At 40.1% G+C, this 13515-nt stretch carries 15 protein-coding genes; 12 read left to right on the forward strand and 3 right to left on the reverse strand.

The features are described 5' to 3' along the window. Window positions 1–369 precede the first annotated feature (369 nt). The 12 genes from AC0VYC_RS01175 to AC0VYC_RS01230 all read left to right on the forward strand — a co-directional run bounded on the left by AC0VYC_RS01175 (window position 370) and on the right by AC0VYC_RS01230 (window position 10052). Entirely contained in the window at window positions 370–1497 is a 1128-nt protein-coding gene (locus tag AC0VYC_RS01175) for a DUF418 domain-containing protein (RefSeq protein WP_475389197.1), read from the forward strand. Window positions 1498–1671: 174 nt separating this feature from the next. Continuing rightward, on the forward strand, window positions 1672–2043 hold the full coding sequence (locus AC0VYC_RS01180; protein ID WP_008343911.1) for a GntR family transcriptional regulator: 372 nt from the start codon (window positions 1672–1674) through the stop codon (window positions 2041–2043). 5 nt (window positions 2044–2048) lie between these two features. After that, complete coding sequence (locus tag AC0VYC_RS01185) at window positions 2049–2924, forward strand: ABC transporter ATP-binding protein (protein WP_159145337.1); 876 nt, start codon at window positions 2049–2051, stop codon at window positions 2922–2924. After that, window positions 2908–3513, forward strand: a complete 606-nt coding sequence (locus tag AC0VYC_RS01190; RefSeq protein WP_159145338.1) for an ABC-2 transporter permease — start codon at window positions 2908–2910, stop codon at window positions 3511–3513. The genes AC0VYC_RS01185 and AC0VYC_RS01190 overlap by 17 nt, the downstream gene beginning before the upstream one ends. Before the next feature lie 184 nt (window positions 3514–3697). Then, on the forward strand, window positions 3698–3913 hold the full coding sequence (locus AC0VYC_RS01195; RefSeq protein ID WP_039176085.1) for a helix-turn-helix transcriptional regulator: 216 nt from the start codon (window positions 3698–3700) through the stop codon (window positions 3911–3913). Beyond that, a complete protein-coding gene (locus AC0VYC_RS01200) occupies window positions 3910–4209 on the forward strand; it encodes a hypothetical protein (RefSeq protein WP_327862483.1) in 300 nt (99 codons plus the stop codon). The genes AC0VYC_RS01195 and AC0VYC_RS01200 overlap by 4 nt, the downstream gene beginning before the upstream one ends. Window positions 4210–4264: 55 nt before the next feature. After that, on the forward strand, window positions 4265–5212 hold the full coding sequence (locus AC0VYC_RS01205; RefSeq protein WP_327868384.1) for an alpha/beta fold hydrolase: 948 nt from the start codon (window positions 4265–4267) through the stop codon (window positions 5210–5212). Window positions 5213–5305: 93 nt separating this feature from the next. Then, complete coding sequence (locus tag AC0VYC_RS01210) at window positions 5306–6196, forward strand: helix-turn-helix domain-containing protein (protein ID WP_475389201.1); 891 nt, start codon at window positions 5306–5308, stop codon at window positions 6194–6196. A 129-nt stretch (window positions 6197–6325) separates the two neighbouring features. Then, entirely contained in the window at window positions 6326–6958 is a 633-nt protein-coding gene (locus tag AC0VYC_RS01215) for a TetR/AcrR family transcriptional regulator (RefSeq protein WP_045034681.1), read from the forward strand. A 28-nt stretch (window positions 6959–6986) separates the two neighbouring features. Continuing rightward, window positions 6987–7658 (forward strand): hypothetical protein, encoded by a 672-nt coding sequence (locus AC0VYC_RS01220; protein WP_045034667.1) that lies wholly within the window; start codon window positions 6987–6989, stop codon window positions 7656–7658. Between the two features lie 3 nt (window positions 7659–7661). Next, entirely contained in the window at window positions 7662–8444 is a 783-nt protein-coding gene (locus AC0VYC_RS01225) for a DUF4097 family beta strand repeat-containing protein (RefSeq protein WP_475389204.1), read from the forward strand. 219 nt (window positions 8445–8663) lie between these two features. Further along, complete coding sequence (locus tag AC0VYC_RS01230) at window positions 8664–10052, forward strand: amino acid permease (RefSeq protein WP_041091711.1); 1389 nt, start codon at window positions 8664–8666, stop codon at window positions 10050–10052. Between the two features lie 37 nt (window positions 10053–10089). On the opposite strand, the gene AC0VYC_RS01235 is transcribed toward AC0VYC_RS01230, so the two are convergent. The 3 genes from AC0VYC_RS01235 to AC0VYC_RS01245 form a co-directional block, all read right to left on the reverse strand. Beyond that, entirely contained in the window at window positions 10090–10971 is an 882-nt protein-coding gene (locus tag AC0VYC_RS01235; RefSeq protein WP_017358710.1) for a glycerophosphodiester phosphodiesterase, read from the reverse strand. Window positions 10972–11063: 92 nt separating this feature from the next. After that, window positions 11064–12398, reverse strand: coding sequence for a glycerol-3-phosphate transporter (gene glpT, locus AC0VYC_RS01240; RefSeq protein WP_008343899.1), 1335 nt, complete (start codon window positions 12396–12398; stop codon window positions 11064–11066). A 218-nt stretch (window positions 12399–12616) separates the two neighbouring features. Then, on the reverse strand, window positions 12617–13387 hold the full coding sequence (locus tag AC0VYC_RS01245; protein ID WP_008359353.1) for a SurA N-terminal domain-containing protein: 771 nt from the start codon (window positions 13385–13387) through the stop codon (window positions 12617–12619). Window positions 13388–13515 lie beyond the last annotated feature (128 nt).

Genomic DNA, 13515 nt, shown 5'->3' on the forward strand with positions numbered 1-13515 from the left:
AGAATTTGATAGATTAGGAATGTTATTCCTAAATCCACCCAAAGTGTATATGAAGAAATATTCATTGTCAATGAAGGTTATATTAACAATGAAATGTAAAATTTATATAATAATTGAAATAATATGCAGATATATTGTCCTATTTAGAGATAAAATGTATGGGACCCTCGGCTTTTTCCTTGAATGAGCGTTTTGATGATCAAGATGAGATGAAAATAGGGGGAAATTGAATCATAAGATAGGCTGGATTCATTGATAGGATGAAAGATCACTTTTTTATTAGAAATATATATACTATTTCGAAAAACATTTGGTAAAATATACAGGTATATCTTAAATTTGTTATATATTGTTTAAGGAGCTGTCGTGTTGAAGGGATCTAGGGTTGAGTTTATTGATAGTTTACGTGGTTTTAGTTTATTAGGTATTTTGATTGTGAATATGCTTAATTTTCAATATGATTATGATTTTGAGAAGATGTTTGATCCGAGCATATGGGGACAGGAGTTTGGGGTATATGTGACGGCAATCTTGTTCCAGGGGTCATTTTATCCGATTTTCTCCTTTTTGTTTGGGTATTCTTTTATCAAGTTGATTGAATCTACAAAGGCCAAGGGGCTGAATACGAATGCCATCGTCGTCCGCCGCGGCTTTGGTCTTATTGTGCTTGGGATGCTGCATTTAATCTTTATTTGGAGTGGCGACATTCTTCTCTATTATGGAGCTTGTACGTTTTTCCTAATGATGTTTATACACAGCCGAATCAAAACAGTGTTTATATGGTCGGGTATTTTAGGTGCCATATCTTTAGTGATTTATCCATCTCTAATGAATTTTATTTACGGAAATTCTGAATTATTAACAAATGTATATGGAACTGGTACATATGGCGATATTGTGTTGAGCCGGATTACAATCGAAGATGATATGGTAATCGTCTCCATCATGATGGCAATTGTAACACTTACTCTGACACCAATTTTAAGTCTTCTCTATGCTCCTATCATGATCGGTCCATTTGCACTGCTTGGCATGGCGATCGGGAAAAAAGGTCATTTGACAGAAGAAGATCGAGGCATGGCTTATCGTAAAGGCTGGGTTTGGATGATTATCATCGGGCTCGCTTTAAAATGTGCGACGTTCAGTGATGCTCCTTGGAGTGAAATGGTGTTGACGTTAGGAGCCTATGTTCTGACGATCGGTTATATTCAAGCTTTTATTGTCTTCTACTATTCAAAGGCTGCACAAGGGTTGAAACGTCTGCTTGCAGGACTTGGCCGATTGTCTTTATCAAACTATTTGGCTCAATCTATTATTTGTACAACGATTTTCTATTCTTACGGACTTGGGTTATTCGGACAAATGGGCTCAATGTTTGGACTGCTACTTGCTGTTGGACTTTACACAGCTCAGCTGTTCATCAGCTATCTCTATTTGAAAAAGTGGAGAAGAGGGCCTGTGGAATGGCTTATGGGAAAATGGGTATATTGGAGATAAATTGATTTGTTGAGGAACCGCATGGCTGAAGAGCTGTGCGGTTTTTTAGTTGGATCGCATTCAAAAAAGTTAATAAAAGGAGTTGAATATTTTTTCAGTGTGTATATAATGTATATATAGTGTATATACAATATTTCATTGCGAATACCAGTACAGAAAAAAGAGGTTTTTTATATGCAAATTACGATTTCTAACCATTCTAAGGAGCCTATCTATGAGCAAATTACGACACAAATCAAATCGTTGATCTTAACGGGTGAGCTTGCAGAAGGTGCGGGACTGCCGTCTATCCGAAAGCTGGCGAAGGATTTACAAATCAGCGTCATCACAACAAAACGTGCATATGAAGAGTTAGAGAAGGCAGGATTTATTTATTCGATTGTCGGTAAGGGATCATTTGTTGCCGAGCAAAACCTAGAGGTCATGAGAGAGAAAAAATTGAAGGTGATTGAGGAACAGCTTGGAGCGGTTGTTACAAACGGCAAGGAATTAGGCTTATCTTTTGATGAATTGCAGCAGTTATTAAAGTTCTTGTATGAGGAGTGAGATGAGTGGAGCATGTGATTGAATTCAAAGGAGTATCAAAACGGTTCAAAGGCTTTTCTGTGCAGAATCTCGATTTACAGGTCAAAAAGGGCTTTGTTACTGGGTTTATTGGAGAAAATGGAGCTGGTAAGTCGACCACGATTAAAATGATCATGAATTTGTTAAAACCAGATTCTGGTGAGGTTAAAATTTTTGGATTAGATTATCGCACCCATGAAAAAGAGATTAAGGAACGAATTGGCTTTGTTTACGATGCTAACGTTTTTTTTCCAGGATTGAATTTAAAAGACATCAAACGAATTGTGGCACCTGCCTATAAACGCTGGGATGATAGACTATTTTATCAATATATTGAACAGTTTGGTCTGCCGCTGAATAAAGCGATTAAAACATTTTCAAAAGGGATGCAGATGAAGGCATCGCTTGCGATTGCGCTGTCGCACCATGCAGAGCTGATTATCATGGATGAACCAACTGCTGGTTTAGATCCGGTATTTAGAAGAGAGCTGCTCGGCACGTTACAAGAATTGATGATTGATGGAAATCGAACGATTTTTTTCTCAACGCATATGACGACTGATTTAGATCGCATCGCGGATTATATTGCGTTTATACAAAATGGAAGATTGGTCTTTCAACAGTCGATTCATGAGGTGGCGGAGAATTATGCGCTGGTGAAGGGGAGCCTGGATTTGCTGGATCGAGACACAGAAAAGGCGTTTATCCATATTCAGCGTACGGCAGCCGGATTTGAAGCATTAACAGATCGGATTGATGAGGTGAAACTTATTTTCGGGGATGCTGTTGTGATTGAACCGGCGTCGCTTGAGGATATCATGTTTTATTTGAAAGGCGGGGTTGCGCATGTTTCATTTAATTAAGCGTGATGTGATTTTGCAAAAGAAGCAGTTACTTATTTTTATTCCGTTTATCTTATTTTTCATTTTCATGGATGTCCATCCAGTATTAACGTTTCTAGTCGCTAGTGTCTTTATTCCATTTAACACATATGCTTATGATGAGAAGGCAGAAACGAATATTCTATTAAATTCCTTGCCCTATACACGTAAAGAAATTATCGCATCACGTTATCTTGGCGCCATTTTTTATATGAGTATTGCGATCGTGCTGACAAGTGCTGCATTATTTGTGTTTGGGAAGCTGTTTTCGCTGTCAGATATTGCGATTGGCAGCGGGTTGTTTTTATTGTTTGCAGCATGTACGTTTCCATTGTTTTATATCTTAAAGCCTGGTTATATCACAACGGCAGTGATCATTGGCTTTATCGTCTTATCTGCTATGGGACCGCCTGTTGTTCTCTATTTAGCAGAGCAATTCAGTGGGATCACTAATTTTATCATGAATTTATCGATCCCTATTGTCTATACGGGGTCAACTGTACTGATTATGCTCATCTACTTGCTGTCTTGGGGACTTTCTACTGCGATTTACCAGAGGAAAGTGTTTTAAATCAGATGATCACATCATTTATAGAGAATCATTCATTTTGAGGTAGGCCTTTCAAAATGGATGATTCTTTTTTGCATCCGGTGAAATTGACATACAGAAGAAAAGAGGTTATTGTTAATTAACATAATGTTAATTATTTTTAACATTATGTTAAATAAATCATCCTTTAAGAAAGGAATTTGAAATGGAGATTAAAAATAGAATTAAGGTATTACGGGCAGAAAAAGACTGGACACAAAAGGATTTGGCAGAGAAGTTAGGTGTGACTCGTCAAACTGTGGCAGCGATTGAAAATGGTAAATATTCTTTGTCTTTAAAATTAGCATTTCAAATTGCTAGGACATTTGAAGTTGATTTGTATGACGTATTTCAAGAGGTCGACAAGGAGGAACAACAATGATAACGACGATCATACTTTATTCTCTCATTACCCTTTCTATTTTAAGCACGGCCTTTCAATTTAAGAAAAACCGTGAATATAAACATGATGAACGAGGTCAATTTATTTTAGCGAAAGCCGGAAGTTTTTCAATTGTAGGTGTGGCATTAGCCTATATATTGGTTGCTGTCATTCAAGCTTTTGTTCATGAATTATCATCTCCAACGGAATGGTTTTATATAGCGATTACGTTTATGTATGTATCAAGTGTTTGCGCAAATACCATTGGCATTATCTATTGTGAAAGAAAATACTAATCTTTTATCTGCGGATGCAAGCTAGGGTACTTCATCATGAAGGGAAGAAAAAATAATGAAAAAATTACTGAAAATAATGCTGATTGCTCTATGTACCATTCTGACTGTCTTGGTTGTATTTGTAGCCAGTGTTTATGTTGTGAATCTAATTAGTAATGAAAGAGAACAGGGGAAAATAGAAGATTATGGGCAAAAGGTTTTGGTGGATGGGAAGCAGATGAATGTGCTCATTCAAGGCGATGGGAAAGAAACGATTGTCCTTCTACCAGGCTATGGAACTGCTTCACCCGTGCTGGATTTTGAACCGTTAGTCAAGGAGTTATCGCCATATTATAGAGTCGTAGTGATTGAACCGTTTGGTTATGGTTTAAGTGACGACACAGATAAAGTAAGGACAAGTCAAAACATTGTGGATGAGATTCATGAATGTTTGCAGAAACTCAACATTAAAAAATATACGCTGATGGGTCATTCGATTTCTGGCATCTATGGATTAGAATATGTGAATCAATACGAAAAAGAAGTCCAAGCCTTTGTTGGAATTGATAGTAGTTTTCCTAAGCAGGAGGATGCAGATGAATTGCCAGTCTCCAGCTTACAGCTGCTTCATCAATCCGGCTTTTACAGATTGATAGTGAAAATGAATCCAGATCAACTGGTGATGCCTAAAGTAGATGATCAAACGAAAGCTCAGATTAAAATGCTGACTTTCCGAAATTTCTTGGATGAAAGCCAAGCTAGTGAGGCAGAAAACTTTAGAAACAATTTTAAAAACGCTCAACGCCTACATTTCCCTAAGAAGCTCCCTGTTGCTTTCTATCTAGCGGATCAAACGGAGAAAGAAACACCAAACTGGAAACCAATGCATGAAGAGCTGCTGAAAAATGTAGACCACGGAAAAGTCGTTACTTTCAAAGGCGGCCATTATTTGCATCATACGAAATCAAAAGAAATCGCAGATGATGTGAGGAAGTTTCTATCGAACAACGAGCGCTCACGTTAGCGTTTTTCCTCCTCAGCTGGACAGATGAAACATCGCAATTTTGATCAAAACGAGTGAACTGATTTGTTTTATGATCAAGAAGAGGTGAGGGAGATGATGTATAGTCGGGTGACGCAAGAGGTGATTTCTTATTTGGAGTCGCATTTGATGGATGAGCTGTCGCTGAGACAGGTGCATGAGAAAGTAGGATATTCACATTTTCATTTGCTGCGTGTATTTAAACGAGAAACCGGGCTGTCGATGGGGGAATATGTGCGGAAACGAAGATTAGCTACGGCTGCACAGCTTCTTTTATATACGGATCAGGGGATTTTAGACATCGCTTTTTCGTTACAATTCCAATCGCAGGAAGCCTTTACGCGTGCTTTTAAGCATCTTTATTCTTTACCTCCCGGAATGTACAGGTCCATGATGAGAGACATGCAAATGAAAAAGGAGGAAGATTTGATGACATTACATGAAGCAGTACCTGGCTGGGGTTTGAGTGGTTCACATCCGCATATGTATGAGATGGGTGTTGATACAGCAGAGTTTCATACGGGAAAGCAATCAGGTGTTTTATCATCTAAAGAAGGCGTACAAGAAGGACAATTTGCGACGATGATGCAGGGGTTTCAAGCAAAAGAGTATGTAGGCAAGCGGTTGAAGCTCTCTGCTTTCTTGAAAACAGAGAATGTATCTTCAGCAGGAATTTGGATGCGGGTAGATGACGGAAAGGGTGATACGGTGCAGTTTGATAATATGCAGAATCGACCTGTGACAGATTCTACGGAATGGAATCAATATGCGATCGTATTAGATGTTCCTACGCACAGTGAATCCATTCATTTTGGAGTGCTACTCAGCGGTCATGGAACAGTCTGGGCTGACGGTTTTCGATTTGAGGAAGTGGATGAGAAAACACCTACAACGAATATGGTGGAGGCTTCGGCTCTGCCAGATGTGCCGATGAATTTGCATTTTGAGCTTGAGAAGACCGTGTGAGCGGTCTTTTTTTATTGTATACAAATCTGCATGAACCGTTTATAATGAAAAATATAATTAAACATACCGACGGTCGGTATGTAAAAGGAGGCGTTTAAACTGGCGCGAAATAAGTATCCAGAAAAGACGATGCAGCAAATTTTGGACGTGTCGACAAAGTTGTTTCAGGAAAAGGGATTTGAAAAGACAAGTTTGCAAGATATTATCCATGAATTGAATATGTCTAAAGGGGCTATTTATCATCATTTTAAATCGAAGGATGAAATATTACGCGGCGTGATGGATCGGCAGTTTCGTTATGCAACCGAGAAGCTTGAGGAGTTAATTGAGCATACGGAGGCAGCTCATGCGAAAGAGAAGCTGCAGCTTATCCTGGAGCAGCTTGTGGCAGACCCGCAGTCTCATTCGATTGATGGGATCTTGGTTGATCAGATGAAAAATCCGCAATTTGTGATTGAAGGCATGAAGACAGGTGTCAATCAGGATGCTTTGAGAATCAAACAGTTAATCATTGAAGGGATTGAGGATGGTTCGATGGAAACTGCGTTTCCTGGTGAAGTGGCAGAAGTATTTTTGCTTCTTGTGAATATATGGTTGAATCCCACCTTGTTTGTCCGCAATCATGAAGAAACGGTCCAGCGTTTGTATTTTTTAAAGCAGATGATGAAGGGTCTTGGCGTGGATATTGTGAGTGATCTATTTATTCAAAAGGTGACAGCGCACTATGCTGAAATTGGCGGGTATGATCTGCCCGAAAGATAAAGAATGCCAACTGATAGGAGGATGACGTATGATTCATTTTATGAAGGTTGAGCTAAGAAAAGGCCACATGAAGCAGTATATTCAAGCTAGTTTCATCGCGAGTATTGTGCTGCTAGTATTCATCTATTTTATTGCGTTTGCTGCAAAAATTGAACGCGAACCGGGTTTTCAGCAATATACGAATATTTATTTGTTAACGAGTACAGTATGGATGATCTTTTTTTCTATCATCACAGCTATGCTGTATTGGCGTGTAGGCAAGACTGTTTATCAGGAACGCACATCCAATTCAGTGAGATTCCTTTCTCATATGATATGGATGGTGTGCCTTTCAACGTTTGCGATGATGTGTAGTATCATTCCTTCGTTTGTTGTGTTTAGTGTGACTGAATTGTTTTTCCCTATTGTTCACGATACGCTGACGGCAGGTTCTCTGTTTCAATTGATGAAAACATTCTTTATGTTGATTGTTTGTGTTCAAGCGATTGGCATGATGGCGATGAGAATAGGGTTGAGCAAGAAATCTGTTTTGATGACCGTCCTGACTGCAATTGTTTTATGTGCTGTTTTAGGAAATGTATCGCTCGCCATTTATGGCAATGATCAAATGAACCTCATCCTGTCAGGAGTGATGATTGCAGCAGTCCTCATTGTGATCTTGGAATTGTGGAGCCGCATCGGCCGGCTGCAAACGAGGTAATTCATGATGGGAAAAGGATGGAGACATGTGAAGCATACGGTTCAAATTGAAGAAGCAATAACGGAACTTTCGTTAAACTGGCTGGTGGGAGATGTTCGCCTTTATCACCATGATCATCCTTATTTATTGATGAAGCAGACCACCAATCACGTATTCCCCCATCGGTATTTACTGCATCATCAAGTGCAGGAAGGCAGGCTAGTCATTCAAGATAAAAGAAAACGAGCGATCAGCTTGGGGCTTCATCTTCATCAAACGAATTTGGAGATTTACCTCCCTCAGGCACAGTTACAGTCCTTGTCTATTCATTGTAAAGGAGCAAATCTATTCTTGAATGGACTGAAGGTGAAGGAGGCTGACTGCCAATTGATTTCCGGAAAGTCCATGTTTACGGGAGAAATCAAGCATCTGCACTTGCAGACAGTGGGTGGATTTATCTCTAGTCAACAGCTCAACACGCAGACATTGAGCCTGCGTACTACTTCGTCAAAAGTGGAGATGGTAGGTGCTTTTTCAGATATTGATCTGAATTTAATAGGCAGAAGGGTACAGATACATTCAAAGGCCATGTTGCATTCGCTCAAATCGACGTCAACTGGATCATCTGTCAAAGTGGCAATTCCGGAAAATGATGGATTTATTTGTTATGTGAAGAAAAGATCAGGTACTTTTCACAATGACTTTCCTTGTGTTGATGATCAGGAGAGAATGGTTTATAAAAATGGAGGGAAAAGCTTTGAGGTCGATATAAGGGGAGGTTCTTTTCTATTAAGTGATGGTCATTGAAGCGATGATGATCCTCTTATTCGATATATCAATATAAAATAATTTGAATATCTTTTTATGTCAGAATATTTTGTTAATAGTGTTTTCCTCAAAAAAACAATTGTTTTTTAAGGGTAGATTTATTATGATAATATACATCGAAAGATTGAAGATTTTGAATCAGAATGAAAATTCTGATTTTTTATTTTTTATGTTGTTTGTTGATGAGGGGGAATAGAAGTGGCTCAAAAGGAATTAAAGAGAGGGTTAAGTGCTCGTCATATTCAAATGATTGCGCTTGGCGGCACAATTGGTGTTGGCTTATTTATGGGGTCAGCTAAAGCCATTCAATGGACAGGTCCATCGGTTCTTCTAGCGTACGCAGTGTGTGGTATTTTTATCTTTTTTATTATGCGTGCGATGGGAGAAATGTTGTATCTTGAACCGAGTACGGGATCGTTTGCTACATTTGGGCATCAATATATTCATCCGCTTGCGGGGTATATGACAGCTTGGAGTAACTGGTTCCAGTGGGTCATTGTTGGAATGTCTGAGATTATCGCCGTAGGTGCTTATATGAAATATTGGTTCCCGGAGTTACCGGCGTGGATTCCCGGATTAATCGCCATGATCATTTTAGGTGCGGCCAACTTGATTTCGGTTAAGTCATTCGGTGAGTTTGAATTCTGGTTTGCGATGATCAAGATTGTGACGATTATTTTAATGATCATTGCAGGTTTAGGCATTATTTTCTTTGGGTTTGGCAATGGTGGAACAGCGATTGGTTTGTCTAACCTTTGGGCGCACGGCGGGTTCTTTACAGGTGGATTTAGCGGTTTCTTGTTTGCATTGTCCCTAGTGATTGCTGCCTATCAAGGGGTAGAGCTCATTGGGATTACTGCAGGTGAGGCGCAAAATCCGCAAAAGACGCTGACAAATGCCATCAAAAGCATCATCTGGCGTATTTTGATTTTCTATATCGGTGCGATCTTTGTCATCGTGACGGTGTATCCGTGGGATCAGCTGAATACGCTCGGCAGTCCATTTGTGGCGACGTTTGCGAAAATTGGAATTACGGCAGCAGCAGGTATTATTAACTTTGTTGTAATTACAGCAGCGATGTCCGGCTGTAATAGTGGAATCTTCAGTGCGGGACGTATGCTTTATACATTAGGTGTGAATGGACAGGCACCTGCTTTCTTTACAAAAATTTCGAAGAATGGTGTACCGTATTTTGGGACATTTGCTGTGCTGATTGGTTTAGCGGTTGGGGTGGTCTTAAATTACGTTTCTCCGCCAAACATTTTCGTTTATGTGTATAGTGCGAGTGTCCTTCCTGGTATGGTGCCTTGGTTTGTCATTTTGATTAGTCATATTGGCTTCAGAAAAGCGAAGGGGGCAGCGCTTGATAATCATCCGTTTAAGCTGCCGCTTGCGCCATTTTCTAACTATTTGACAATCGGATTCTTGCTGATGGTGCTTGTGTTTATGCTGATTAATCAGGATACACGAATTTCTCTCATTGTGGCAATTGGGTTCTTGATTTTAGTGGCGCTTAGCTTTTTTGTATTTGGAATTGGTAAACGAAAACCGATTGAAACAGCTTCTTCTGATCAAACGGTGGAATAATCAAAAGCCTTGCGAACAACCGCAAGGCTTTTGTCGTTTACAGAGAAGCTTTGACACGCTGAAAGACATCTGGAAAGTTGGTGAAAAGACCGGTGACGCCGTATTGTAGAAGACGTGTCATGTCTGCTTCGCTGTTTACCGTATATGGGTGAAGGAGGAGTCCGTGGCTTCTGACCTGCTGTACATTTTCAAGTGTCAAAGCTCTAAAATTCGGTCCGACCCCCACTGCATACGATTTGATGAAGTCGAGCTGATCATCTGTAATAGACGTCATTTGTGCTCTATCTAATAGCTGTACTTTTGGAAGCCGAGGGGCGAGTTTCTGCAATTTTAATAGACTTTCTTGGCTGAAAGATTGGATAATGACCTGCCCTTTTCTCGTATGTTTTCCAAGAAGATGATGTTTCTTTAAGACGGCCAATAGTTTTTCTTCCATTTGCGGATAGATGTCTGGTTTTTTGGTTTCAATATAATAATTTTCTCGTTTACCGAAGTAGCGTAACACCTCATCTAATGTGAGGACTTGCTGTCCAATAAAGTGGGCATTTTGTTTGTCGGGGTTGGCTTCGTTAAACCATGCACCGGCATCAAGCTGTTTGATTTCGGCAAGTGTGAGGTCTTTGACCCAGCCTGTTCCGTTTGTCGTCCGGTCAACCGTTTCATCGTGCATGACGATGAGGTGTCCATCCTTTGTCATTTGAAGGTCGAGTTCGAGGTAATCTGCATTCATCTTTGTGGCGAGTTTGTAGGAAGCTAGGGTATGCTCTGGGGCATACCCTGATGCTCCGCGGTGTGCAACGGTTAAAATGCGATCTGGAGATAAAAGATGTTCATGTGCCGATATGGTGGTCGGCACCCAACCAAAAGACAGTAAAGCAAAAGAGAGTAACACGAAAGCAAGTAATCTACTTTTCTTCATATTTTATCCTCCTTTTACGGTAACTGCCTCCATCATAAGAAATAGATGTAAAGGGCATGTTGGGCGGATATGAATCTTTTATGTGATTTTCATTAAGCTTGCTCTACGCGCTTTCCTGTATTCCATGTCATGGCGAGGAACACAATCGCAAGGATACAAGAACCAACTAGTAAAATGAAACCTCCTGTCCAGTCATAGTGATCGACGACGACACCCATCATGGCATTAGCGAAAGCAGAGCCACCAATATATCCAAAGAATCCTGTCAACCCGGCAGCAGTGCCAGCGGCTTTTTTCGGAGCGAGATCAATGGCTTGCAGTCCAATGAGCATGACGGGTCCGTAAATTAAAAACCCGATGCTGATGAGGGCAATGTTATCAACCATTGGATTGCCAGCAGGGTTTAACCAGTACACAAGAACCGCAATTAATACGCCAATCATAAAGAGGACGCCAGCAGGTGCGCGGCGGCTTCTAAAGAAGCGGTCACTAATCCACCCGCACAATAATGTACCAGGGATGCCTGCATATTCATAAAGGAAATAAGACCAGCGTGAATGCTCTGGTGAGAATCCTTTTGCTTCTGTTAAATAGGTAGGTGCCCAGTCTACGACCCCGTAACGGACAAAGTACACAAAGACGTTGGCAATGGCGATATACCAAAGGAATTTATTGTTGAGTACATATTTAAACAAAATCTCTTTTACGGTTAATTCTTTTTCTTGGTCTTCATATTGTTGTGCCGGATAGTCATTTCGGTATTCTTCGATTGGCGGAAGACCAGCGGATTGCGGGGTGTCCCGTACGAGAAGAATGATGACGAAGGAGACGATAATGGCGATGATGGCAGGGAAGAAAAAGATACTTTTCCACGTCGCAAACAAAACAATTCCTAATGTAATAAGCGGTGCAAGAATCCCCCCGCCGATATTGTGAGCGACGTTCCAAATGGACATTTTCGTACCACGTTCACTCACCGAAAACCAATGCGCCATCGTTCGTCCGCATGGCGGCCACCCCATTCCTTGAAACCAGCCGTTTAAGAACATGAATAAAAACATGATCCATACACTGGATGTCACCCATGGAAATGAGACAAATAGAATATTGATAAGAGCTGATAGAAAGAGTCCAGCGGCTAAAAAGTATCTTGGGTTACACCGGTCTGAGATCATCCCCATAATGAATTTACTAAAGCCATAAGCGATTGAAACAGCCGCCAGTACAAAGCCTAATTCACTTTTTGTGAACCCCTCTTCCTGTAAATAAGGGATGGCAAATGCGAAATTTTTGCGCAGCAAATAGTAGCCCGCATATCCGATAAAGATTCCCAAAAAGACTTGCAGCCGTAGCCGTTTATAGGTTTCGTCTGTTTTGGCATCATCGAGCCTGTCGATATGCGGAGCTGGTTTAAACCATTTGAACATAAACATCCTCCTCTTGTAGATATGACTGAAACAAAAGTACGAGGTCTGTCTTTGATCTTGTACTTTTTCAGAGACAAAAGAATTGATAACGCTTTCTTTTGTACTCCCATCATATCGGATGGAAAAGATGTTTATGATGAGGCTTTTGTCATTATTTTGGAAAAACAGTTCGTGAAGTGATGAAAAAAATCCGCACAATGGCGGATTTTTAATAGTGGTTAAATTGATACATCAATTTTTGCAGATTTCTTTAGTTGATCAATTTCTTTTTGTACTTCTTTTTGCTTTTCTTGAGATTCTAACTGCTTCTTGATTTGTGATTTGACGTCTTTGAAATCAGGTGCTTTTTGTTTTTGTTTTTTCATTTGTTCGGCGTATTGGTCATAGTACGCCTTGACGTCTTTTTCAGACACAGAGGCTGATTTAATTTCTTTGTCGACATATTGGCTGTATTTGATGCTGTCGGCAATATCACTTTTCAGCTGATCCATTGTCAGTCCGCTCTTTTTGAGTGCTTCTTCAAATTGAGCATTGTCTTTAAATTGTTTCTTTTCTTCTTTTAGCTGTTTATCGACTTGCTTGTCAGAGGCTTTATAGCCCTTCTTCTCAGCATCTTGCAGGATGAGCTCTTGACCTACTAGCGCATCAATGGTTTGCTTCTTGACAGCTTTTGCGCCTTCTTTAGATGTTGGGTCTTGTCCTGACTGCTGAAGTTGACCTTGAATGGTCGATAGGGCGCTATTGTATTCACTTCCTGTGATTTTATCTTTGTTGACGGTCGCAACGACCTTTTGATCATCAATTTTTTGTGCGTCTAATTTCTTTTGCATCTCTTCCATTTGCTTTTGCTGCTCTTTTTGGTCAGCCTGTGTTGTTTCCTTGCTTTTGGCTGAATCGTTTTGCTTATCCTGTTTCGCATCGTTTGATGAGCAGGCTGCAAGCCCCACTGATAACAGACAAGCAATGAGTGTATATGATACTTTTTTCAATTATTTTCTCTCCCTTCGGTATGAGAACATCTAGTGCGCATTCTAACCGTTTTAGAGGAAAAATAAAACCGTATAGACGAATTGTTAGCGGATTGACATGTTTTTTATCTGTTTGTCCTCATTTTGTC

Source organism: Bacillus sp. iso_77 (genome assembly GCF_056173625.1).

What these genes read in the sequence shown, in the direction of transcription:
- AC0VYC_RS01180 (WP_008343911.1), top strand. Translation starts at nt 1,672, where the DNA reads ATGCAAATTACGATTTCTAACCATTCTAAGGAGCCTATCTATGAGCAA.
- AC0VYC_RS01205 (WP_327868384.1), top strand. Translation starts at nt 4,265, where the DNA reads ATGAAAAAATTACTGAAAATAATGCTGATTGCTCTATGTACCATTCTG.
- AC0VYC_RS01215 (WP_045034681.1), top strand. Translation starts at nt 6,326, where the DNA reads ATGCAGCAAATTTTGGACGTGTCGACAAAGTTGTTTCAGGAAAAGGGA.
- glpT (WP_008343899.1), bottom strand. Translation starts at nt 12,398, where the DNA reads ATGTTCAAATGGTTTAAACCAGCTCCGCATATCGACAGGCTCGATGAT.
- AC0VYC_RS01235 (WP_017358710.1), bottom strand. Translation starts at nt 10,971, where the DNA reads ATGAAGAAAAGTAGATTACTTGCTTTCGTGTTACTCTCTTTTGCTTTA.
- AC0VYC_RS01195 (WP_039176085.1), top strand. Translation starts at nt 3,698, where the DNA reads ATGGAGATTAAAAATAGAATTAAGGTATTACGGGCAGAAAAAGACTGG.
- AC0VYC_RS01210 (WP_475389201.1), top strand. Translation starts at nt 5,306, where the DNA reads ATGATGTATAGTCGGGTGACGCAAGAGGTGATTTCTTATTTGGAGTCG.
- AC0VYC_RS01220 (WP_045034667.1), top strand. Translation starts at nt 6,987, where the DNA reads ATGATTCATTTTATGAAGGTTGAGCTAAGAAAAGGCCACATGAAGCAG.
- AC0VYC_RS01200 (WP_327862483.1), top strand. Translation starts at nt 3,910, where the DNA reads ATGATAACGACGATCATACTTTATTCTCTCATTACCCTTTCTATTTTA.
- AC0VYC_RS01190 (WP_159145338.1), top strand. Translation starts at nt 2,908, where the DNA reads ATGTTTCATTTAATTAAGCGTGATGTGATTTTGCAAAAGAAGCAGTTA.
- AC0VYC_RS01225 (WP_475389204.1), top strand. Translation starts at nt 7,662, where the DNA reads ATGATGGGAAAAGGATGGAGACATGTGAAGCATACGGTTCAAATTGAA.